The following is a 22,336-nucleotide window of genomic DNA, read 5'->3' as shown; positions in this document are numbered from 1 at the left end:
AAAGTTAAACTTTACTCTGGCGCATATATCTCAACTACGTTAGTCTCTGAGCGTTTGCCGGCACGATGCCACTGATGACGGAACCGCATAAACATCTATGAATAAATGTTATCCTACCCTGCTGGCCACAATGGTATGGGCAGCTCTTTATAGTCAGCAAGCTCATGCTGACCTTGCAGCACAATGTATGTTGGGTGTACCTGTCTACGATAAGCCAATTATCACAGGCGATCCTAATAAAATGCCAATTAACATTAAATCCAATGATACTCACGGTGAATATCCCAATTTGGTTGAGTTTATTGGCAATGTTGATATCCAACAGGGAAATAAAACGCTGACAGCCGATAGGGTTCGGCTCGAACAAACACAAGATAAAGAACCTGTCCGCACTATTACCGCAGAAGGTAATGTCCAATATGATGATCCCCAGATCATTTTGAAGGGGCCACGCGCCTGGGCTAATCTGAATAATAAAGATACCGACGTGGAACAAGGCAATTACCAGATGGTTGGTCGTCAAGGGCGTGGCAGCGCAGACAAAATGATGCTGCGTGATGAAAACCGCTATACCATTCTGAATAATGGAGTATTCACTTCCTGTCTGCCCGGCAATGATAGCTGGAGTGTTGTTGGTTCCGAGGTAATCCTTGACCGTGAAGAGCAATTAGCTGAAATCTGGAATGCACGTTTCCGCATTGCCAATGTACCTGTGTTTTACAGCCCATACTTGCAATTGCCGATTGGTGACAAACGCCGTTCTGGTTTTTTGATCCCCAATGCCAGTTTTTCCAATAAAGATGGCTTCCAGTTCCTGCTTCCATATTACTGGAATATTGCACCCAATTATGATGCCACGATTACTCCGCATCTCATTACTATGCGCGGTTTGAAGCTGGATAATGAATTCCGTTACTTAACTGAAGCGGGTACGGGTACAGTTGCGTTGGATTGGATCCATAATGATCGCTTGTATGCAGATGATAAGAAATTCGATAAGAATTTAGCCAAGAGGAATAGTGATAGCCGTTGGTTGTTCTATTGGAATCACAGTGGTGTCATGAATCAAGTTTGGCGTTTCAGTGCTGATTATACCAAAGTCAGTGATCCGAACTATTTCCGTGATTTCAGCTCACAATACGGTTCCAGTACCGATGGCTACGCTACCCAGAAATTCAGTATTGGCTATGCACAACAGAACTGGAATGCCACACTGACAACCAAGCAATTTCAGCTTTTTACCATTGATGATAGAAGAAGAGCCTACCGATCCGAACCTCAGTTAGATCTCAATTATTATAAAAATGATCTGGGGCCATTTGATTTTCATACCTATTCCCAAATAGCGAGATTTACCAGTGTTGGTAATCAGTGGCCAAATGCAACCCGTTTGCATCTGGAACCAGCCATTAACTTACCTCTTTCTAATGGCTGGGCGAGCATCAATAATGAATTTAAATTGATGGCAACTCATTACCAACAGGATGTTTCTGATGCAGTTAAAAAAAATCCAAAAACTGCTTCATTGGAAAATTCGGTAAACCGTGTCCTGCCAGTGTTTAAATCAGATGCGAAGATGGTGTTCGAACGCGCCATGTACTTTAATCAAGATTACACTCAAACACTGGAGCCACGCGTTCAGTATCTCTATGTGCCTTATAAGAATCAGAATAACATTAACAACTTTGATTCTTCTCTGCTGCAAGCGGACTATACCGGATTATTCCGTGACCGCTTCTACAGTGGCTTAGACCGCGTTTCATCTGCCAATCAATTTACTACGGGTATGACTACCCGCGTTTATGATGAAAATTTAGTTGAACGTTTCAGCCTGTCCATAGGTCAAATTTACTACTTTGAACGCCCACGTACCGAAGATATTGCGTCTATTTCAGGTGGTAAGGATATTATCGGAAATAAAAAGGGAACGGGAGCCACTACATGGGCTGGCGATGCGCACTGGAGAATCGATGATTCTTGGGGTCTCAAAGGCGGGCTGCAATATGATAATCGTCTGGGCAGTTTAACTATGGGTAATGCCGTAGTGGAATACCGCCGTGATGCTGATCGTATGTTTCAGTTGAACTATCGTTTTGTTGACCGCGATTATATTCAAGCCACTCTGGAGCAAGGCGCCCCCGCTTATCAGCAGGGTATTTCTCAGGTTGGTATGGTGGCAAGCTGGCCATTGTCAGATCGTTGGGCATTTGTAGGCGCTTACTACTACGATACTAAAGAGAAACAACCTGCAAACCAGATGGTAGGTCTGCAATACAACACTTGCTGCTGGGCGGTTAATGTGGGTTATGAACGCAAAATCGTTAACTGGCGCTTCGGCAGCAGCCAATATGACAACAAATGGTCATTCAATGTTGAACTTCGTGGCTTAAGTAACAATCATAGTTTAGGGAGTCAGAAAATGTTGCAGCAAGGTATTCTTCCTTACCAACGCGCATTCTGATACCGATAAACGCAATGTAAACAAAATAACCCCGCCCAGGCGGGATTGATATGATGGGAAATGTATGAAGAACTGGAGATCGCTCATTCTCGGATTGATGTTTTCAGTAAACTCTGTCGCAATGGCCGCTCCACAAGAGCTCAATAAAGTGGCTGCTATTGTTAACAATGATGTCGTGCTGGAAAGTGACGTCAATAACCTTTTACAATCCGTTAAACTCAATGCGAAACATGCAGGCCAGCAAATACCGGATGAGAAAGCCTTGCGTCACCAGATCCTCGAGCGCCTGATTATGGATGACATTATTCTGCAAATGGCAAATCGGATGCAGATTACTATCCCTGATCAAGCCTTAGACTCTGCGCTCACAAATATTGCAGCCCAAAACCACTTGAGCCTTGCCCAGTTGAAACAAAGTCTGGGCGCAGATGGTATTAGCTTTGATACCTACCGTAATCAGATCCGCAAGGAAATGATTATTGCAGAAGTACGCAACAATGAAGTACGCAGCCGCATCAATATCCTGCCACAGGAAATTGATTCGCTGGCGAACCAAATCGGCAGCCAAAATAGTCAGGACACTGAGTTAAACATCAGCCATATCCTGATACCTCTACCGGAAAACCCAAGTCAGGAACAAGTAGAAAAAGCAGAGACCAAAGTCAAAAAAATCTTGTCTGAACTCAATAATGGCGTCGATTTCGGCAAATTGGCACTGACCTATTCCGGCGATACCCAAGCCCTGAAAGGTGGAAATATGGGGTGGAGCAAACTACAAGAATTGCCATCCTTGTTTGCAGCACAGCTTCAATCGGCGCATAAGGGACAAATTGTTGGCCCAATTCGTTCCGGCGTGGGTTTTCACATTTTGAAAGTGAATGATATCCGTGGTGACCAGATGCCAATCGCAGTCACTGAAGTAGATGCCCGCCATATTCTGCTGAAAACATCACCGATCATGAGCGATGAACAAGCACGCAGCAAATTGATGCAACTCAGAGAAGAGATCTTAAGTGGCAAAATTTCATTTGAAAAAGCCGCAAAAGAGTACTCTCAAGATCCAGGTTCAGCCATGCGCGGTGGAGAGCTGGGTTGGAACTTACCGAGTGCTTACGACCCGGCTTTCCGTGATACGTTGATGCAGTTGCAAAAAGGTGAAATCAGCCAGCCTGTTCACTCCTCTTTCGGTTGGCATTTAATTCAACTGACTAATAGCCGTAAAATCGACAGAACAGATGCAGCACATAAAGATCGTGCTTACCGCCTGCTGTTAAACCGTAAATTCAATGAAGAGGCACAAAGCTGGATGCAAGAATTACGCGCCTCCGCTTATGTGAAAATTTTAGATGGCAGCGATGCTCAACAATAAACCCATCATTATTACCCCCGGCGAACCTGCCGGGGTTGGCCCTGACTTAGTCATTGCCCTTGCCCAAAAAGAGTGGCCCATCCAATTGGTTGCCTGTGCCGATCCAGAGCTGATGCTCTCCCGGGCTAAGCAACTAAATTTACCTCTGCAACTGCAAACTTATTCTCCTGAACACATTTCTTCATCACAAGCCGCTGGAACCCTGACCATCCTGCCCGTTTATCTTCAATCCCCTACTATTGCCGGGGAGTTAAACCGAGAAAACGGTACTTATGTCACGGAAACCTTAGCAAAAGCCTGCGATGGTTGTCTGAATGGCGAGTTTTCAGCATTGGTGACAGGGCCTGTACATAAGGGCGTCATTAATGATGCGGGAGTGCCTTTTACCGGACATACTGAGTTTTTTGCTGACCACAGCCAATGCTCAAGAGTGGTCATGATGTTGGCGACAGAAGAGCTACGGGTAGCACTGGCAACAACACATCTGCCGATTCTGGATGTTCCCAAAGCGATCACGTTTGATTCCCTAAGGGAAGTTGTCACTATTCTCAATCATGATCTAAAAACCAAATTTGGTATCCCCCGCCCCCACATCTATGTTTGTGGCCTGAATCCTCATGCTGGTGAAGGCGGGCATATGGGGCATGAAGAAATAGATGTTATTATTCCGGCCTTAGACAGTCTGAGAGCAGAAGGTATATGGCTGGAAGGTCCGTTGCCTGCGGATACCCTGTTCCAGCCCAAATATTTGGATAATGCTGATGCAGTGCTTTCGATGTATCATGATCAAGGGCTACCCGTGTTAAAATACCAAGGTTTTGGCAGGGCAGTGAATATTACTCTGGGTCTGCCATTTATCCGAACTTCTGTCGATCATGGCACAGCACTGGAGCTGGCAGGGACAGGTCAAGCTGATGTGGGTAGTTTTATCACCGCATTAAATCTAGCAATTAAAATGATACAAAACAGTAATGAATAACAAAGTCCACCAAGGGCATCATGCCCGTAAACGTTTCGGGCAAAACTTTTTAACCGATCAATTTACCATTGATAGTATTGTCGATGCGATAAACCCACAGGCAGGCCAAGCCGTAGTGGAAATCGGTCCGGGTCTGGGGGCGCTGACTGAGCCAGTTGGTGAACGCATGGATAAAATGACTGTCGTCGAGCTTGACCGTGATCTGGCGGCTCGTCTGCATGTCCATCCCAAATTGAAAGATAAGCTGACAATCATTCAACAAGATGCAATGACTGTTGATTTTAGTCAGATTGCCAAAGAGCGCGGTCAATCCCTGCGTGTATTTGGTAATTTGCCTTATAACATTTCTACCCCGTTGATGTTCCATCTCTTCAGCTATACTGATGCTATCGCTGATATGAGCTTTATGTTACAGAAAGAAGTCGTGAATCGTCTTGTCGCAGGGCCTGGCAGTAAAACTTACGGGCGTTTAAGTGTGATGGCACAATACTACTGCCAGGTAATTCCTGTTCTTGAAGTACCACCTACGGCATTTACGCCGGCACCGAAAGTGGACTCTGCCGTTGTGCGTTTGATCCCACATAAGTGCACCCCTTATCCGGTTCAGGACATTCGCATGTTAGCCCGGATCACAACACAGGCATTTAACCAACGGAGAAAAACTCTCCGCAATAGCCTTGGGAATATTTTCTCCGCTGAACAGTTATCTGAACTAGGCGTTGACCCAAGCACGCGGGCTGAAAACATCTCTGTCGAGCAATACTGTAAAATGGCAAACTGGTTATCATCTCAATCTGCAATTGCCTAAGTAAATAAACAGACATTACAGTAACAGGAGGCACTTATGCTCAATGAACCAAGAATTCATATTCAAGTACAAAGTACTTACGTAGAAAGTCAATCACAGCCGGAACAACAACGTTTTGTGTTTGCTTATACAGTATTAATTCGTAATCTTGGGCATTCTCCCGTGCAACTGATTAGCCGTTACTGGCGCATTACCAACAGTGATGGCCACCGAATCGAAATCCAAGGTGAAGGGGTTGTGGGAGAACAACCTTTGATCCCTCCGGGAGCAGAATACCGCTACAGCAGTGGCACTATTTTGGAAACTCCTTTGGGAACTATGGAAGGCTACTATGAAATGATTGATCACAACGGTCGTCCGTTTCAAGCTCCCATTCCTGTGTTCCGTCTGGCTATTCCAACACTGATAAATTAATTATGGCTACCTATCTTATTGGCGATATTCACGGTTGTTATCGTGAATTTCGCGCTTTATTAGAACAAGTTGATTTTAATCCCAATAAAGACACCTTATGGCTGACAGGTGATCTTGTCGCCCGTGGCCCTGATTCATTGGCAGTATTGCGTTATATCAAACAACTCGGCTCCGCAGTTAAACTGGTACTAGGCAATCACGATCTGCATCTGTTGGCGGTTTACGCGAAAATCAGCCGCAATAAACCAAAAGATTTGCTGGATGAATTACTCACGGCACCGGATATTGATGAATTAATAAATTGGTTGAGAAAACAGCCAATGTTGCAAATTGATGACGAATTACAACTTATCATGACACATGCCGGGCTTACCCCGCAGTGGGATTTAGCAACAGCCAAAATATGTACCTGTGAAGTGGAAGCTATTCTTCGTAGTGACAGCTATCCCTTGTTTCTCAATGCAATGTATGGGGATATGCCAAATAATTGGACTCCAGAGTTAAGCGGTCTTGCTCGATTGCGTTACAGTACCAATGCCTTGACCCGGATGCGTTATTGTTTTCCAAATGGTCAATTGGATATGATCTGCAAATCCAAACCTGAAAGTGCCCCTGCTCCATTAAAACCTTGGTTCGAATTACCACGCAATATTCCTGAAGACTATTCCATTGCCTTTGGACACTGGGCCGCACTGGAAGGTCAGGGTGTACCTGCGGGCATCTACGCTTTGGATACGGGGTGTTGTTGGGGAGGTAAATTGACCATGCTCCGTTGGGAAGATAAGCAATATTTCAGCCAGGATTCATTACTCACTAAATTATAAATCCAGCAGATTATAATCCTGACCTGTGACGTCGGAGTGCCTCAAGGCACTCCACACGTAAAATTAGCTCACTCTCGACGTTCTAGAATTTCAAAACAATAGCCATGTGAATTGTTTTCATCTGCATCGTGATATTCGGTAAAAACTGAATTCCACTCGTCAGGTTCATAATCAGGGAAATGTGTGTCGCCAATCACTTCTGCATCAATATGAGTCAGATACATACGGTTGACCAAAGGAATAAACTGCTCATAAATTTTTCCTCCGCCCATCACCATAACTTCTTCGGCATCACCAGCGGCAGCCAAAGCAGCTTCGATAGAGTTTACCCAAGTGACCCGCTCATCGCTTGCAGGTTGACTGCTGATCACGATATTCAAGCGCCCTGGCAAAGGACGGCCAATCGACTCATAGGTCACTCGCCCCATCACAACCGGCTTTCCGAATGTATTGTGTTTGAACCAGGCTAAATCACCTGGCAAAGTCCACGGCATGGCGTTCTCCATACCGATAACTCGATCCATAGCCATCGCAGCAATCAAGCTGATAATCATTAAATCACCTTACAGCCAAGTAGAATGAAAATTTCGGACACTATACGGAAAGGGTTACTTTCAGTCGATAAGATTAGTAGCTTATTCCGAACAAAGAGTTAGTTTGTACAATAATTGTTAAACAATCCATTGTCTTACAAAATATTACTTAACAAATGGACACAAAAATAACATCCTTATTCAATTTCACAGAATATCTATCTGAAAAGCGAGTAATCTGACAGGAGGTCAAGGCTGCTCTTTGCTCTTATTTCTGTACTCACCTTCTTCTTGCTATAAGCTGCTATGAGTTAAGACAGTGGCAAAATTCAATTAAGATGGTAACAGCGTTTCGCTTAGAAACCCGGAGGATTAACAATCAACTTTCCGGCAACCCCACTATCAGCCATCTCCAATATCTGGCTGTAATACATAAAAGGAAAATTCTCATAAGATAGCTGCATCATATTAACCAGCAATTCTGCCCGGCTATCAATCCAAACAGTATCTTTCCAACCATAATCCTGTGGCTCTGGACGTTTGCCATTCAGATTGATGACCTTAAATCTTACCCCTTCAATATGCAAAGGCTGAGGTGTTGATGTTGTGACTATCCAACGCTCCCATGCTCCTTGCTGGCTCGTTATATCGATTTGATGCTTATTCGCTAGTGAACCATTGTTCCCTGATGAGTAATATCCCAAGTCAATCTGACGACTTCGAATGGAGGAGTTAATATGTGGATTATCAGCTACAAGCTGAGTCGGTAATTGATCTGTCACCAACGGAAGCAATCCACTGGCTTTCAGTGTTAATACTGTGGTTGATAAGAGTTTAGTTGAATATTCCAACAAGCCTTTCAAACGATCTATTAAACCTGCAGATTCCCCCGCAGTAATGGTAACACTCTCCCCTTTCGACATATCAATCAGAACCTCACGGCGCTCTCCCGGAGCAAGTGACAATAACTGTACCGCTATGGGAGTAGACAGCAATCCTTGATCAGTACCAATCATGTAGAATGGACGCCCATCGCTGAGTTGCAATTCATATCGCCGAGCATTAGAAGCATTCAGTAAACGCAGTCTGACCCAACCTCTGGCAACTTCTACGAAAGGATTTTCAACGCCATTAACAACCAAGGTATCACCAAGAAAGCCTTGATTATCCGTTGGGTTGTATTGTGGCACACCAAAATTATCAAACCGCTTATCTTGCAAAATAACAGGAAAATCATCGACACCATAATGTTTGGGCAACGGCAGGCTACGGCTGCTTTCGTCTTCCACCAGCCACATACCTGCAAGGCCGGCATAAACATGCCGTGCCATTCGATTTGGGGTATTGGCATGATACCAACAGGTGGTTGCAGGCTGGTCTATCTGGATAACCGGCGACCAACTTTCCTCCGGTTTTATCAAACGAGACGAACCCCCTATCAAGGTTCCGGGTACCAATAATCCCCCTACTGTCATTGAAACCGATTCAGATAGCCGATTGCTATATATTAGTTTGACATAATCCCCTCGGCGAACCCGAATAGTTGGCCCTAAATAATGTCCGTTAATGCCCCAAATGTTAGCATTCTTACGGCCATTAAACGCCCAGTTGGCTTTTTGTATAGTTAAAAACAGTGGTTGTCCTATTCGGGATTCCAGTAAGGGAGGGATCGGCAATTGTGTTTGTTGATTTTTCTTGGCTCTAATCACAAAAGGAAGCGCACCTAAACATATTGCCACACCTGAAGCCTGAATAAATTGGCGCCGACTCAGTGACATACTTTCTCCACAGAAGAAATGGTCTCTACAACAGAAATAATTTGCACAACGAGAATAGCAATCTCCAATGACGGTATATGCTCTTCGTCTTCCAAGCTGCGGCTTGAAGCTCTCAGGCGTACAATTCAAATAATTACTGGGATGAATACCCCGATATTGTGGCTATCAGGAGTTATTATTCTATCGATTGCGTTTAATAAAAACGTTAATTTATTAAACGCAATCATATCGCGAATAGGAGAGAAATTCTAAAATTATCTTAAATTTGTGGCGATAACCCATCCAAGATGCAGGAGATCATACTTAATAATTCCGGACAGTTTACTGTCATTCAATTACCCCCGCTTATTAAGCCCCTCAACTTCTTTATCTAGTTCTTCAATTTTATTTTGCATCATTTGCCGACAGTGTTCTGCCAGTTCACGAACCTGTTCTTTGGTATATTTCTTAGTATCAATCGGAGGCAACATTTCAACAATAACAGTGCCATTATTCCAACGATTGAGTTTTATTTTATGGTGTGTGGAAGAAACACAGACCGGCACGATAGATACTCCTGCTGCAATGGCTGCATGAAAGGCGCCTGTTTTAAACGGCAACAATCCGCGACCGCGACTGCGTGTTCCTTCCGGAAACATCCAGATCGAAACCTGTTTTTTGGTAATTTGATTAACAACCTGTGAGATTGTACCGTGTGCTTTTGTGCGGTTTTCTCTGTCGATCAAAATATTGCCCGTCAGCCAATAAAGCTGACCAAAGAACGGAATAAAAACCAGGCTTTTTTTGCCCACAGTGACGGTACGTGGCTGCACGGCATTAGACATGGTAACCATGTCGTAATTGTTTTGATGATTAGCGATATAAATGCTAGGCCCGTATCCCTGAGCTTCTGCCGGAATACGTTCCACTAGTTTAATACCCAATATTTTATGCAGTTTGCCAAACGCATGGCCGAAGGTCATTACATGACGTGGATTGCGTGGACTGAATAAACAGTAGATACAACCAAAAATAAAGATCAGGATTGTAAACAGAATAACAATAATTCCACGAATAATTGCTAGCATAGCGGCCTCTTGCAGAGCAGGCCAGTATGATACTGGCCCGCAATTATAATTTTTGTTGTTACTTAACTTATTGATTAGACGTTTCCACGTCAACACGTTCCACGCGCTGTAATCCACGAGGCAGTGAAGTTCCCTTACGCCCTCTTTCCGCTCTGAATTTCTGTAAGTCCTCTGGGCGGAGTTGCAATTTACGCTTACCAAAGTAGAGCGTAATGGCGGCTTGTGGAGGCAGTACCAGCAACCAACTCAGCATATCTTCCCCTGATGCGGCCTGAGCTGCGGGGATAGACACAATCTTGTTGCCCTTGCCTTTGGAAAGTTGAGGAAGATCCGCTACAGGGAACATTAACACGCGGCCCGCTTTGGTTATCGCCAGCAGCATATCATCCTGCTCGTTGTTAATTTCCAGTGGCCGCATTACCTTGGCATTTTCAGGCAAAGTGATCATTGCCTTACCTGCGCGGTTCTTAGCAATCAGGTCACTGAAAGTACAGATAAAACCATAACCTGCATCTGATGCCATCAAGAATTTCTGTTCTTCTTTCGCCATCAGAAGATGCTCAACCGATGCCCCGGCAGGCAATGCCAGTTTACCTGTCAAAGGTTCTCCCTGCCCTCTGGCTGATGGTAAATCCAACGAATCAATGGAGTAGCTGCGTCCAGTGGTATCAATAAAGACCACAGGCTGGTTGCTCTTGCCGCGTGCCGCACTGCGGAAACTGTCACCAGATTTGTAATTCAAACCTGCCGGATCAATTTCGTGCCCTTTCGCACTACGTACCCAGCCCATTTCTGACATGATGACTGTAACCGGTTCAGACGGCAGGATGTCATGATCACTCATGGCTTTCGCTTCTGTGCGCTCTTTCAATGGAGAGCGGCGGTCATCACCGTAGCTTGCGGCATCGGCAATAATCTCTTTTTTCAGTAAAGTACTTAACTTACGCTCAGAACCCAAGATCGCCTGAAGTTTGTCACGTTCTTTCGCCAGCTCTCCCTGCTCACCACGGATTTTGACTTCTTCCAGTTTCGCCAAGTGACGCAATTTCAGTTCAAGAATGGCTTCTGCCTGCGTTTCGGTTAATCCAAAACGCTGCATCAATACTAGCTTCGGTTCATCTTCATTGCGAATAATATGGATGACTTCATCAATGTTCAGATATGCCGCCAGCAAACCTTCCAGAATATGCAGCCGCTTCAGGACTTTTTCCAAACGATAATTCAAGCGATTACGTACCGTTTCGCGACGGAAAACCAACCATTCACTGAGGATCTCAACCAATCCTTTAACCGAAGGACGGTTATCCAAACCGATCATGTTGAGGTTAACGCGATAGCTTTTTTCCAGATCAGTGGTTGCAAACAGATGGTTCATGACTTGTTCGACATCCACGCGATTAGTACGTGGAACAATGACTAAGCGGGTTGGATTTTCGTGATCAGATTCGTCACGCAGATCATCCACCATCGGCAATTTCTTTGCCCGCATTTGGCTGGCGATTTGCTCCAGTATCTTTGCGCCGGATACTTGGTGAGGCAGAGCTGTAATAACGACATTACCTTCTTCTTTCGACCAAATTGCCCGCATCCGCACCGAACCACGACCATTTTTGTAGATCTTGCGGATATCTTCTTTTGACGTGATGATCTCAGCTTCTGTTGGATAGTCCGGCCCTTTGACGTATTCCATTGCTTCATCAAGCGATAGATCAGACTTATCCAACATGGCAATCAGAGCATTCGCTACCTCACGGGCATTGTGTGGCGGGATGTCAGTCGCCATACCAACGGCAATACCAGTAGTACCATTCAACAAAATATTAGGAAGGCGTGCAGGCAGCATTTTAGGCTCCTGCAATGTGCCATCAAAGTTTGGCACCCAATCTACGGTTCCTTGTCCCAATTCACTTAACAGCAATTCGGCATATTTGGACAAACGGGATTCGGTATAACGCATCGCTGCAAAGGATTTGGGATCATCCGGCGCTCCCCAGTTTCCTTGTCCATCCACCAACGGATAACGGTATGAGAAAGGCTGTGCCATCAAAACCATAGCTTCATAACAAGCCCCATCTCCATGCGGATGGTATTTACCGAGCACATCACCGACAGTACGGGCAGATTTTTTAAATTTGGCGCTACTACTCAGCCCCAATTCTGACATCGCATAGACAATACGACGCTGAACTGGCTTTAAGCCATCACCGATAAAAGGCAGCGCCCTGTCCATGATGACGTACATGGAGTAATTCAAATAGGCGTTTTCAGTGAACGTGTGAAGCGGCTGACGCTCCACACCATCGTGAGTTATCTCACTCATGTGTTAATTTCCTCAGAATCTGTATTGACTACCGTGCGCGATATTTCTCTTTATTTATGCACTAATCAGTTATACACCAATCAGTTATGCACTAAAGCTATGCGCTAAACTTCAATATCAATGGAGTCACCCTTCTCTTGTAGCCAATTACGGCGATCTTCTGAACGTTTCTTCGCCAGAAGCATATCCATGACTGAAAGGGTTTCTTGATAATTTTCATCATCGATAGTCAATTGCACCAGACGGCGAGTGTTGGGGTCTAATGTGGTTTCGCGCAACTGAATTGGGTTCATTTCACCCAATCCTTTAAAGCGTTGAACGTTCGGTTTACCCCGCTTGCGGCTCAAACGATCCAATATGGCGCTTTTTTCCCCTTCATCCAGCGCATAATGCACTTCTTTGCCGAGGTCGATGCGGTATAGCGGTGGCATTGCCATGTAGACATGCCCGCGTTTCACCAATGTCGGGAAGTGACGGACAAACAAGGCGCACAGCAATGTTGCAATATGCAACCCATCGGAATCCGCATCCGCCAGTATGCAGATTTTACCGTAGCGAAGCTGGCTCAGATCATCACTATCCGGATCGATGCCAATTGCAACGGAGATATCATGCACTTCCTGCGAAGCCAGTACTTCATCTGAAGAGACTTCCCATGTATTCAGGATTTTTCCGCGCAGTGGCATAATCGCCTGAAATTCTCGATCACGGGCTTGCTTCGCAGAACCGCCCGCAGAATCCCCTTCCACCAAAAACAGTTCAGTAATATTGAGATCTTGCGTAGTACAGTCTGCCAATTTACCCGGCAAAGCTGGGCCATTAGTCAGCTTTTTGCGTACGACTTTCTTCGCCGCGCGCATTCTACGCTGCGCACTGGCAATCGCCATTTCTGCGAGTTGCTCCGCATCTTGAATGTGCTGGTTTAACCACAGGCTGAATGCATCTTTCACCACACCGGAAACGAAAGCCGCAGACTGGCGAGAAGAGAGGCGTTCTTTGGTTTGGCCAGCAAATTGCGGATCTTGCATTTTGAGAGACAGCACATAAGCACAGCGATCCCAGATATCATCGGCGGAGAGTTTTACTCCACGCGGCACTATGTTGCGGAATTCGCAGAATTCACGCATGGCATCCAGTAAACCTTGACGCAAGCCGTTAACATGAGTTCCCCCCTGTACTGTTGGGATCAGGTTAACGTAACTTTCCGCCAATAGTTCTCCGCCTTCAGGTAGCCATAACAACGCCCAATCAACCGCTTCAGTATCTGCGCTGAATGTGCCGACAAACGGTGTTTTTGGCAGAGTTATCAGCCCATTGACGGCTTCCAGCAGATAATCAGTCAGCCCGTCGGCATAACACCATTTCTGCTCGGTATTGTTCAGTTTATCCTTAAAGACAATTTCAACCCCCGGACACAGTACCGCTTTAGCTTTCAGCAAATGGGTCAAACGAGTGATAGAGAAACGAGGAGCATCGAAATAGCTTTCATCCGGCCAGAAGTGGACACTTGTTCCGGTGTTGCGTTTACCGCAGCTGCCGATAACTTCCAATTCCTGCACTTTTTCGCCATTCTCAAAGGCGATCTGGTGAACCTGACTGTTACGACGAACAGTCACTTCCACGCGCTTGGACAGGGCGTTGACCACCGAGATCCCAACCCCATGCAAGCCACCAGAAAATTGGTAATTTTTATTGGAGAATTTTCCTCCCGCATGTAGGCGGGTCAGAATCAATTCAACAGCAGAAACTTTTTCTTCAGGATGGATATCAACCGGCATACCACGGCCATCATCTATCACTTCCAGAGACTGATCGCTGTGAAGGATTACTTCAATATGCTTAGCGTGACCAGCCAGAGCTTCGTCCACGCTGTTATCGATCACTTCCTGTGCCAGATGGTTCGGGCGGGCTGTATCAGTATACATTCCGGGACGGCGACGAACTGGCTCCAGGCCACTGAGGACTTCAATGGCCTCTGCGTTGTAACTAGATTGAGTCATGTTGTAATTCTGTCGGTTGCTTCGTTAATAGAGGGCCAATCAGTATTGATATACTGTTGATAATACCAGTCGCTTACTTATTTTTGGCAATTTTTTTACTATTGCCACTGGTTAGCCCCAAGAAGTCGATGATTTGAGGGAAATAGTATTCGAAGCCAATAAAAGCATGATTCCCACCGGATTCGACCGTCTGCCGACACTGCATCAGGTAAGCAACGGCTTGACGGTAATCGAGCACTTCATCCCCTGTTTGCTGCAATAGCCAGATAAGATCAGGCGATTCCAGCGGATCAATGTGCATCACTTTGAGATCATATATGTGGCTTTGTTCGAGAGTATACCGCTCTTCGGTATAGGGATTCACATTTTCCCCAAGATAATTCTGAAGCAAGTCGAATGGACGTACCGCAGGATTGACGATCACAGCAGGTAAACCAAAGCACTGGGAAAGCCAGATAGCCAGATAGCCACCTAAAGAAGAACCCACCAGCCCGATATTTTCACCGGCGCGTTCCATTACCAAATCTTCCAGTAAGATGGCCGCATCTTCAGGATAAGGAGGTAATTGCGGCACCAGCATGTCAATTTCAGGATGCTGCTGGTGCAACCAAGTTTTCAGCTCATTTGCTTTCGCTGATTGAGGTGAGCTATTGAAACCATGTAAATAAAGTAACGTCGACATTAATACCCGTCCGAATCTAAATCCGGGCAAAACTCGTTACTCTTCAGCCTGTGAACCTGTGTTTGCAGTTTCGCTTCTTTATTACCAGTCACAGACAGTTCGAGATAACGCCATCCCGGGGCCACTGTATCAAGCATAAAATTAGTACAATGTGGCTTAAATTGCACACAGGTTGATGGTGTTGCCATAACACGAATACCATTCCACATTTCATCAACTTCTTGATGAATGTGCCCACACAGCATGGCTTTCACCTGCGTTCTGCCTTTCAAACATTCTGATAATTCGGGAGAATTACGCAAACTGTGTTGATCCAGCCATGTGCATCCAGACGGCACAGGATGGTGATGAAGCATAACAATCGTATGGCGATCGCTGTGCTCATCCAAACATTTTTTCATCCATTCAAGCTGGTAATCCGTCAATTCGCCATGAGGAACGCCCTGTACCTGACTGTCCAGCATAATCAACTGCCAATGCTGACCGATGAATATCTGCTTGGAAGGTGAAATTCCTGCGGCTGCCAACGTATCAACCATTGCTGGCTGATAATCGTGGTTGCCCGGCAACCAAACACAAGGCGCAGGCAAACGGGCAATTCCCTCAGCAAAATGCTGGTAGGCATTGATGGTCTGATCCTGTACCAAATCACCTGTCGCAACGATCAAATCAATATCGAGATTTTGCTTCAGGATCATGTCCAATACAGCCTGATAACTGCAATAGGTATTGACTCCCAGCAGTGAGTCACCTTTATTGGCAAAAAGGTGTGTATCAGTGATTTGCAGTATTCTGGCTGTGGCGCCTTCTGCCACAGGTACTTCAAGCAGGCTCTCCAAAAGGTTTCCTTTTCCTGTCGATCATGAGAATTATTCTAGCGTGTCTTTATGCAAAAGATCTGCTGACTGGGACACACTTCCCGTTTTCCAACGCAAATTAGGAATTATACTCCAACCACGCTTTCTTAATTTTTTCATGGTGCAATGCCAGCCATTGTATTGCAATAACCGAAGCCGCATTATCGATAACACCTTCTTCTACCCATTGATAGGCTTGTTCACGGCTGACAACCAGAACACGAATATCTTCATGTTCGCCTTTTAGACCATGAACCCCTGACGCAGTAGAGGCATCGATTTCACCGACAAAAATATTCATGCGTTCTGTTGTACCACCGGGGCTGGAAAGATAACTCAATGCAAACTGACAACGCTTAACCTCAATACCCGCCTCCTCCACTGCCTCGCGACGGACGACCTGTTCAGCATCTTCTCCTTCTTCAATCATGCCGGCAATCACTTCCAGCAACCACGGCGTATGACTGGTTTCAATCGCAGGGATACGGATTTGTTCAATCAAAACAACTTCATCGCGTACTGGATCATAAGGCAGCAAAACACCGGCATGACCGCGTTCAAAAACCTCACGTTTAATAGTTTCACTCCAGCCTCCCTGAAATAGGCGATGCCTGAATTGATATTCAGTCATTTTGAAAAAACCGCGATAAAGCGTTTTTTGGGAAATAACTTCAACATCTTGTTTAGAAAAAGTATATGGCGAGGCAAGATCTTTACTCATAAAATATCCTGATTCTTTTTTAAAATTTCCTATTATTAAAATGTATTTTTCTACATTGATCTAAATAAATTCCTTTTGATAATACAAACAAGCCGAAAAATAAGGCAATATGGCACAAACAGCCACCCTACCCTGCTGGCATTCTCTGCTAGAATCAGTGGTATTGGTTTTTATGCAGGGGCAACTTAAGTAAAATAGCTGCACAACAAGGAACGCAAATGAAAAAATTGCTCTCTCTTTTTATCGCTATGAATCTGGTAGGTTTTAGTACTTCAAGCCAAGCCGCGGATCTGCTACAGATTTATCAGCAGGCAAAAGAAACAAACCCCGAATTGCTTAAGGCACAAGCTGACCGCAATTCGGTTGTTGAAAACATTAATGTAACGCGCAGTAGTTTACTGCCTCAGTTGTCTCTGGGTGCAGGAGTTAATTACAGCAAAAACTATCGGCTTCCCAAAAATCGTCAAATGGAATCCCGTGGTGCTAACGCTGCATTGAAACTGTCCCAAACTATCTTTGATATGGCGAAATGGAATCAACTGAGCCAGTCCGAGAAAAATGCCGATATTGCAGATATCAGTTTCCAGGCAGCCCAACAAAAATTAATTCTGGACACCGCTCAAGCTTATTTTGACGTTCTGAATACAATCGATACCCTAACATTTACCGAAGCCCAGAAAGCCTCACTGTACCGCCAATTGGATCAAACGACCCAACGCTTTAATGTTGGCTTGGTTGCCGTTACCGACGTGCAGAATGCCCGCGCCCAATACGATTCAATTCTGGCACAGGAAGTTTCCAACCGTAACAATCTGGACAATGCGTTGGAGAAACTGCGCCTGATTACGGGTATTTACTATCCTCAATTAGCCTCATTAAATATTGACCAATTTAAAACTAATCAACCGGAGTCTGCTGATAAGGTACTGAAAGAGGCAGAAAACCGTAATCTGAGCCTGTTGTCAGCTCGCTTAAGGCAAGATTTAAGCCGTGAACAAATTAAAAATGCCCAAACTGGCTATATGCCGACCATTAATTTAGAGGCAAGTACTGGTATCACTAATTCCCATAGTCGCGGTGCTCAATCTAATAATGTTTACTCAGGAAGTAACTCTGTTGGGCTATCATTAAATCTTCCCCTGTTTAGTGGTGGTGCTACTTACTCTCAAGTAGAACAGGCGAAATATAATTTCGTCAGCACCAGTCAGGAATTAGAAAACACCTATCGCAAAGTGATACAAGAAGTGCATTCCTCCTCCAATAATATTTCTGCTGCCATCAGTAGTGTTGAAGCCAACAAACAGGCCGTACTCTCTGCGCAAGGTTCATTGGACTCAATGGAAGCGGGTTATCAGGTGGGAACCCGTACTATCGTGGATGTGCTGGACTCGACAACAAAGTTGTACCAAGCCAAACAAAATCTATCCAAGGCACGTTACGATTATCTGCTTTCCCAATTACAGATCCAGCAAGCCCGTGGCATCTTAAATGAAAATGATTTGATAGCATTGAACAAAATGTTAGGCGAACAAATCTCAACCTCTGCCAGCAGCATCATTAAAGAGATGAAAACGCCATCAGTTCGCTGATTTAATGTACTATCGTTCTTGATTGAAAAACGTTATATTAAAAACGCTATACTAATAAAGAAAGCAGCCCGCCGATTGTGTGGGCTGTTTTTTAAGCATAGTCCTTTATGCATAGCCCTATATACATACATAGCCCTGAGAGCTAATCCCATTGGGCATCATAAATGGGATACGCTCTTAATCTTAATCAGATACCTTCAAGATGGATGCTCCCTATGACAATTATTTCTTTAACACCCAGGAAACGGACAAAAGAGATAAATCGCGATGCTTTCCGCAAAACATGGCGAAGTTATCGCTTGGCACCAGTCGCGCTCGCTGTCAGTGCTGTTTTCATGCTATCAGCTTGTGAACAGAACGATGAAACGGTGTCACTCTATACCAATGCCGATGAGTGCTCTCAGGCGAATCCTTCTAAAAGTGAACAATGCAAGACTGCCTACAACAACGCCCTGAAAGAAGCGGAAAAAACCGCGCCGAAATATGCTTCTCGTGAAGAATGTGTTGCTGAATTCGGTGAACAACAATGTACTCAAGCCCCTGCTCAGGCCGGAGTCGGTCAGACTCAGGCTCAGGCTGAAAACAGCAGCGGCAGTTTCTGGATGCCTTTGATGGCAGGTTATATGATGGGACGCCTAATGGGCGGCAGCTCTGCACCATCACAACCGCTGTTCACATCAAAATCGGCTTCCAGCCCAGCTAATGGCAAGTTTGTTGATGCGACCGGTAAAAGCTATGGCTCTGCTACCGCTGGTGGTCGCAGCATGACAGTGCCAAAAACGGCAATGGCACCAAAACCCGCAACCACAACTACGATTACCCGCGGCGGGTTCGGTGAGTCGGTGGCGAAGCAATCAGCCATGCAGCGTTCGTCTGCCAGCTCAAGTTCCAATTCTTCCCGTTCGATGGGTGGTTAATTAACGATGAAACGCATTGGTATTACCGAGCGCCCGGATTGGCGCGAAAAGGCAGCGGAGTATGGTTTTAATTTTCATACCATGTACGACCAGCCTTACTGGAGTGAAGAGGCTTATTACCAGTTCACTCTGAACCAGATTGAAGAAATTGAAGATGTAACGACAGAACTGCACCAAATGTGTTTGCAGGTCGTGGAAAAAGTGGTCGACAGCGAAGAACTGCTGACAAAATTCCAGATCCCAAAGCATTGTTGGGAGTTTGTCCGCTCTTCATGGATAACCAGTCAGCCTTCGCTCTATTCCCGCTTGGATTTGGCCTATGATGGCAAAAATCCGCCTAAATTGCTGGAAAACAACGCCGATACTCCAACGTCTCTGTACGAATCTGCTTTCTTTCAGTGGATCTGGCTGGAAGATCAAATCAATGCAGGCAATCTGCCATCAAATGCAGATCAGTTCAACAGCCTGCAAGAAAAGCTGATTGAGCGGTTTGTTCAGTTACGTGAAAAACATGGATTTGGCCTGCTGCACATGGCCTGCTGTCAGGATACTGACGAAGATCGTGGCACAATTCAATACTTGCAGGATTGTGCTGCGGAAGCAGATATTCCGACAGAATTCCTGTTTATTGAGGATATCGGGCTGGGTGAGAAAGGTCAGTTTACTGATTTGCAGGATCAAGTGATCAGCAATCTGTTTAAACTGTATCCGTGGGAATTTATGCTGCGTGAGATGTTCTCCACCAAGCTGGCCGATGCCGGCGTCCGTTGGCTGGAGCCATCATGGAAAAGCATTATTTCCAACAAGGCGCTGCTGTCAATGCTGTGGAAAATGTTCCCAAATCATCCTAACCTGCTGCCTGCTTATTTTGCGGATGAACGTCCTTCCGACATGAATAGCTATGTCATTAAACCGCTGTTCTCCCGTGAAGGGGCTAATATTCGGATTATTGAAAATAGTCGTGAAATCGCCAATGCCGATGGCCCTTATGGGGAAGAAGGCATGATCGTTCAGCAGTTCCATGCGTTGCCGAAATTTGACAATAACTATGCGCTGGTCGGTAGTTGGTTGGTAGACGATCAGTCTGCGGGTATCTGTATCCGTGAAGATCGTGAGTTGATTACTCAAGATTTGTCACGTTTCTACCCGCATATTATTTTGGATTGATTCAATTAGCCAATCTGAATAGATAACATACTCAAGGAGCCGTCTTCAATCCCCTCAATGGGCGTTGAAATCGGCTCTTCTTTATCCCATGTTCCCATCACATACAGCAATGGCAGGAAGTGTTCTGGCGTTGGATTAGACAATAGACCGTCTTCCCTGTCCAAAGCGTTAAGCAGTGGATGAGGTTCTTCCAGACACGTTAAATTTTCGCGCACAAACTGTTCAAAAGAGAGTGCCCAGAGAAAAGGTTCAGCACCCCATTCTTGAGCTGGCAGGTTATGCACAACGTTTCCACTTCCCATGATTAAAACGCCTTCATCCCGCAGTAAAGCTAATTTTTTACCTATTTCATAATAAAAAGAGGCAGGTTGATTGCGATCCATGCTCAATTGAACAACGGGAATATCTGCGTCAGGATACATTTTTGTCAGTATTCCCCAAGATCCATGATCCAATCCCCATTTTTCAAAATCAGTCTCGACCTCAATCGGTTCAAGAATATCCTGTACTAATACAGCCAGTTCAGGAAACCCTTTAGCTGGATATTGTTTTTCATGCAACTCTCGGGGAAAGTTACCAAAATCGTGAATAGTTCTGGGCTGTGCCATCGCTGTCACAGCAGTGCCATTCGTATACCAATGCGCGGAAATCACAAGAATCGCCCTTGGTCTGGGTAATTTTTTCCCTAATTCAAACCAAGCACGTGAGTAATAGTTATCTTCAATGGCATTCATTGGACTACCATGACCAATGAATAGAGCAGGCATTCTCAGGAGACTCATTTTCGCCCCTTATACAGCAAAGTAAACATTTCGAATAATGTATTGTTGGACTATGATAAAAAAATTATGACAAGATTAAGACCCTTCTTCCTTGAATAGCACCAAGCAAAAATTATGGAGTGTGTCAGGAATACTGAAAGGCCACAGGGTGTGGGCTGTAGCCTCTCAAGGTACATGCGTGTGTTTCTCCATCTTTCAAGCTACTGTGCTATAGCACAGCAACTCGAAATCTGTTGAGTATAACCGATATATTCTATTCTGATCTGTTTTCTACCCTAATTAAATAAACATACTATTTAGGGATTATTTCGATGAAATACATAAGAAAATCTAATAATAATATCTATTAGCTAGCTTTCTTTGCTATTTTTAAGCGGTAATTCACTAAATCTTCAATAGTGACTACCGGCATATCATGCTGTTTTGCGAATTCAATCACTTCAGGAGCACGAGCCATTGAGCCATCGTCATTTGTCAATTCACACAGCACTCCCGCTGGCTTGAAACCTGCCATTTTAACTAAATCAATGGTCGCTTCGGTATGACCACGACGAGCTAAAACCCCTCCCGATTGTGCACGTAAGGGAAAAACATGTCCTGGACGATTTAAATCATTTGGTTGTGCATCATCTGTAATAGCGGCCTGGATGGTCGTGATGCGATCTGCCGCAGACACGCCCGTTGTTACTCCGTGTGCGGCTTCAATCGTAACAGTGAATGCGGTTTGGTACTGGCTGGAATTGCTTTCTACCATCATTGGCAGTTCCAGCTGTTGGCGGCGTTCTTCGGTCAGGCAAAGGCAAACAATCCCGCTGCCATGGCGGATCGTCAATGCCATTTGCTCTACAGTCATCGTTTCAGCAGCGAAAATCATGTCACCTTCATTCTCACGATTTTCGTCATCTAATACCATCACGCCCTGACCCGCACGCAAAGCTGCAAGCGCACGTTCAACACGTTCAAATGGCGTCCCAAATGAGGAAAGTAGCGTCTGATTCATGGTAAAAAAACCTCTTTGAATGTATGGATTACCAGAATCAGGGCAATTTTGAGGAGTTTGTGCTGCAC

19 protein-coding genes are annotated in these 22,336 nt (G+C 45.1%); 9 read left to right on the top strand and 10 right to left on the bottom strand.

The window, feature by feature from the left end; all coding sequences use genetic code 11:
• Positions 1-97 precede the first annotated feature (97 nt).
• From lptD to apaH, 6 genes are all read left to right on the top strand, one after another.
• Complete coding sequence (gene lptD, locus BM135_RS02845; RefSeq protein WP_092517618.1) at positions 98-2,461, top strand: LPS assembly protein LptD; 2,364 nt, start codon at positions 98-100, stop codon at positions 2,459-2,461.
• A gap of 64 nt (positions 2,462-2,525) precedes the next feature.
• A complete protein-coding gene (gene surA / locus BM135_RS02840; RefSeq protein ID WP_092517617.1) occupies positions 2,526-3,830 on the top strand; it encodes a peptidylprolyl isomerase SurA in 1,305 nt (434 codons plus the stop codon).
• On the top strand, positions 3,808-4,809 hold the full coding sequence (pdxA, locus tag BM135_RS02835; RefSeq protein ID WP_092517616.1) for a 4-hydroxythreonine-4-phosphate dehydrogenase PdxA: 1,002 nt from the start codon (positions 3,808-3,810) through the stop codon (positions 4,807-4,809). Before surA ends, pdxA begins: the two co-directional genes overlap by 23 nt.
• On the top strand, positions 4,802-5,617 hold the full coding sequence (gene rsmA / locus BM135_RS02830) for a 16S rRNA (adenine(1518)-N(6)/adenine(1519)-N(6))-dimethyltransferase RsmA (protein WP_092517614.1): 816 nt from the start codon (positions 4,802-4,804) through the stop codon (positions 5,615-5,617). Before pdxA ends, rsmA begins: the two co-directional genes overlap by 8 nt.
• A 36-nt stretch (positions 5,618-5,653) precedes the next feature.
• Positions 5,654-6,031, top strand: a complete 378-nt coding sequence (apaG, locus tag BM135_RS02825) for a Co2+/Mg2+ efflux protein ApaG (RefSeq protein WP_092517612.1) — start codon at positions 5,654-5,656, stop codon at positions 6,029-6,031.
• Positions 6,032-6,033: 2 nt separating this feature from the next.
• Entirely contained in the window at positions 6,034-6,855 is an 822-nt protein-coding gene (gene apaH / locus BM135_RS02820; protein WP_092517610.1) for a bis(5'-nucleosyl)-tetraphosphatase (symmetrical) ApaH, read from the top strand.
• Positions 6,856-6,923: 68 nt separating this feature from the next.
• Here apaH and folA read toward each other — a convergent pair whose 3' ends face one another.
• From folA to nudF, 8 genes are all read right to left on the bottom strand, one after another.
• Positions 6,924-7,409: a type 3 dihydrofolate reductase gene (folA, locus tag BM135_RS02815; RefSeq protein ID WP_092517608.1), complete on the bottom strand. Its 486-nt coding sequence runs from the start codon at positions 7,407-7,409 to the stop codon at positions 6,924-6,926.
• Between the two features lie 335 nt (positions 7,410-7,744).
• A complete protein-coding gene (ftsP, locus tag BM135_RS02810) occupies positions 7,745-9,166 on the bottom strand; it encodes a cell division protein FtsP (RefSeq protein ID WP_092517606.1) in 1,422 nt (473 codons plus the stop codon).
• Between the two features lie 335 nt (positions 9,167-9,501).
• The gene (locus tag BM135_RS02805) at positions 9,502-10,233 is read right to left on the bottom strand and encodes a 1-acylglycerol-3-phosphate O-acyltransferase (protein ID WP_092517604.1); all 732 of its coding nucleotides are present in this window, start codon (positions 10,231-10,233) and stop codon (positions 9,502-9,504) included.
• Positions 10,234-10,300: 67 nt separating this feature from the next.
• Positions 10,301-12,553, bottom strand: coding sequence for a DNA topoisomerase IV subunit A (gene parC / locus BM135_RS02800; RefSeq protein ID WP_092517602.1), 2,253 nt, complete (start codon positions 12,551-12,553; stop codon positions 10,301-10,303).
• 104 nt (positions 12,554-12,657) lie between these two features.
• On the bottom strand, positions 12,658-14,553 hold the full coding sequence (gene parE / locus BM135_RS02795) for a DNA topoisomerase IV subunit B (RefSeq protein WP_092517600.1): 1,896 nt from the start codon (positions 14,551-14,553) through the stop codon (positions 12,658-12,660).
• 73 nt (positions 14,554-14,626) lie between these two features.
• Entirely contained in the window at positions 14,627-15,235 is a 609-nt protein-coding gene (gene yqiA, locus BM135_RS02790) for an esterase YqiA (RefSeq protein WP_092517598.1), read from the bottom strand.
• A complete protein-coding gene (gene cpdA / locus BM135_RS02785; protein ID WP_092517596.1) occupies positions 15,235-16,074 on the bottom strand; it encodes a 3',5'-cyclic-AMP phosphodiesterase in 840 nt (279 codons plus the stop codon). The genes yqiA and cpdA overlap by 1 nt, the downstream gene beginning before the upstream one ends.
• Before the next feature lie 97 nt (positions 16,075-16,171).
• On the bottom strand, positions 16,172-16,813 hold the full coding sequence (gene nudF / locus BM135_RS02780) for an ADP-ribose diphosphatase (RefSeq protein ID WP_092517594.1): 642 nt from the start codon (positions 16,811-16,813) through the stop codon (positions 16,172-16,174).
• Between the two features lie 218 nt (positions 16,814-17,031).
• Here nudF and tolC point away from each other — a divergent pair, with 218 nt between their 5' ends.
• The 3 genes from tolC (at position 17,032) to BM135_RS02765 (ending at position 20,486) form a co-directional block, all read left to right on the top strand.
• Positions 17,032-18,402 (top strand): outer membrane channel protein TolC, encoded by a 1,371-nt coding sequence (gene tolC, locus BM135_RS02775; RefSeq protein ID WP_092517592.1) that lies wholly within the window; start codon positions 17,032-17,034, stop codon positions 18,400-18,402.
• Positions 18,403-18,617: 215 nt separating this feature from the next.
• Positions 18,618-19,319 carry a DUF1190 family protein gene (locus tag BM135_RS02770; RefSeq protein WP_092517590.1) on the top strand — a complete coding sequence of 234 codons (702 nt, stop codon included), beginning with the start codon at positions 18,618-18,620 and terminating at the stop codon, positions 19,317-19,319.
• Positions 19,320-19,325: 6 nt separating this feature from the next.
• Positions 19,326-20,486 (top strand): glutathionylspermidine synthase family protein, encoded by a 1,161-nt coding sequence (locus BM135_RS02765; RefSeq protein WP_092517588.1) that lies wholly within the window; start codon positions 19,326-19,328, stop codon positions 20,484-20,486.
• A gap of 5 nt (positions 20,487-20,491) precedes the next feature.
• Here the strand turns inward: BM135_RS02765 and ygiD are convergent, their stop codons facing one another.
• Both ygiD and ribB read right to left on the bottom strand, forming a co-directional pair.
• On the bottom strand, positions 20,492-21,268 hold the full coding sequence (gene ygiD / locus BM135_RS02760; RefSeq protein WP_092517585.1) for a 4,5-DOPA-extradiol-dioxygenase: 777 nt from the start codon (positions 21,266-21,268) through the stop codon (positions 20,492-20,494).
• Positions 21,269-21,614: 346 nt separating this feature from the next.
• Complete coding sequence (gene ribB, locus BM135_RS02755; protein ID WP_092517583.1) at positions 21,615-22,268, bottom strand: 3,4-dihydroxy-2-butanone-4-phosphate synthase; 654 nt, start codon at positions 22,266-22,268, stop codon at positions 21,615-21,617.
• Between the last annotated feature and the right edge of the window lie 68 nt (positions 22,269-22,336).

Source organism: Xenorhabdus japonica (assembly GCF_900115195.1).
Classification (GTDB): Bacteria; Pseudomonadota; Gammaproteobacteria; order Enterobacterales; family Enterobacteriaceae; genus Xenorhabdus; species Xenorhabdus japonica.
This window is presented reverse-complemented; position numbering and strand designations above follow the sequence as displayed.

Bases quoted from the DNA above. Each gene is read 5' to 3' on its own strand.
- rsmA (WP_092517614.1), top strand. From the start codon at position 4,802: ATGAATAACAAAGTCCACCAAGGGCATCATGCCCGTAAACGTTTCGGG.
- tolC (WP_092517592.1), top strand. From the start codon at position 17,032: ATGAAAAAATTGCTCTCTCTTTTTATCGCTATGAATCTGGTAGGTTTT.
- BM135_RS02805 (WP_092517604.1), bottom strand. From the start codon at position 10,233: ATGCTAGCAATTATTCGTGGAATTATTGTTATTCTGTTTACAATCCTG.
- BM135_RS02765 (WP_092517588.1), top strand. From the start codon at position 19,326: ATGAAACGCATTGGTATTACCGAGCGCCCGGATTGGCGCGAAAAGGCA.
- lptD (WP_092517618.1), top strand. From the start codon at position 98: ATGAATAAATGTTATCCTACCCTGCTGGCCACAATGGTATGGGCAGCT.
- surA (WP_092517617.1), top strand. From the start codon at position 2,526: ATGAAGAACTGGAGATCGCTCATTCTCGGATTGATGTTTTCAGTAAAC.
- pdxA (WP_092517616.1), top strand. From the start codon at position 3,808: ATGGCAGCGATGCTCAACAATAAACCCATCATTATTACCCCCGGCGAA.
- parE (WP_092517600.1), bottom strand. From the start codon at position 14,553: ATGACTCAATCTAGTTACAACGCAGAGGCCATTGAAGTCCTCAGTGGC.
- apaH (WP_092517610.1), top strand. From the start codon at position 6,034: ATGGCTACCTATCTTATTGGCGATATTCACGGTTGTTATCGTGAATTT.
- ribB (WP_092517583.1), bottom strand. From the start codon at position 22,268: ATGAATCAGACGCTACTTTCCTCATTTGGGACGCCATTTGAACGTGTT.
- BM135_RS02770 (WP_092517590.1), top strand. From the start codon at position 18,618: ATGACAATTATTTCTTTAACACCCAGGAAACGGACAAAAGAGATAAAT.
- nudF (WP_092517594.1), bottom strand. From the start codon at position 16,813: ATGAGTAAAGATCTTGCCTCGCCATATACTTTTTCTAAACAAGATGTT.
- yqiA (WP_092517598.1), bottom strand. From the start codon at position 15,235: ATGTCGACGTTACTTTATTTACATGGTTTCAATAGCTCACCTCAATCA.
- parC (WP_092517602.1), bottom strand. From the start codon at position 12,553: ATGAGTGAGATAACTCACGATGGTGTGGAGCGTCAGCCGCTTCACACG.
- folA (WP_092517608.1), bottom strand. From the start codon at position 7,409: ATGATTATCAGCTTGATTGCTGCGATGGCTATGGATCGAGTTATCGGT.
- apaG (WP_092517612.1), top strand. From the start codon at position 5,654: ATGCTCAATGAACCAAGAATTCATATTCAAGTACAAAGTACTTACGTA.
- ftsP (WP_092517606.1), bottom strand. From the start codon at position 9,166: ATGTCACTGAGTCGGCGCCAATTTATTCAGGCTTCAGGTGTGGCAATA.
- ygiD (WP_092517585.1), bottom strand. From the start codon at position 21,268: ATGAGTCTCCTGAGAATGCCTGCTCTATTCATTGGTCATGGTAGTCCA.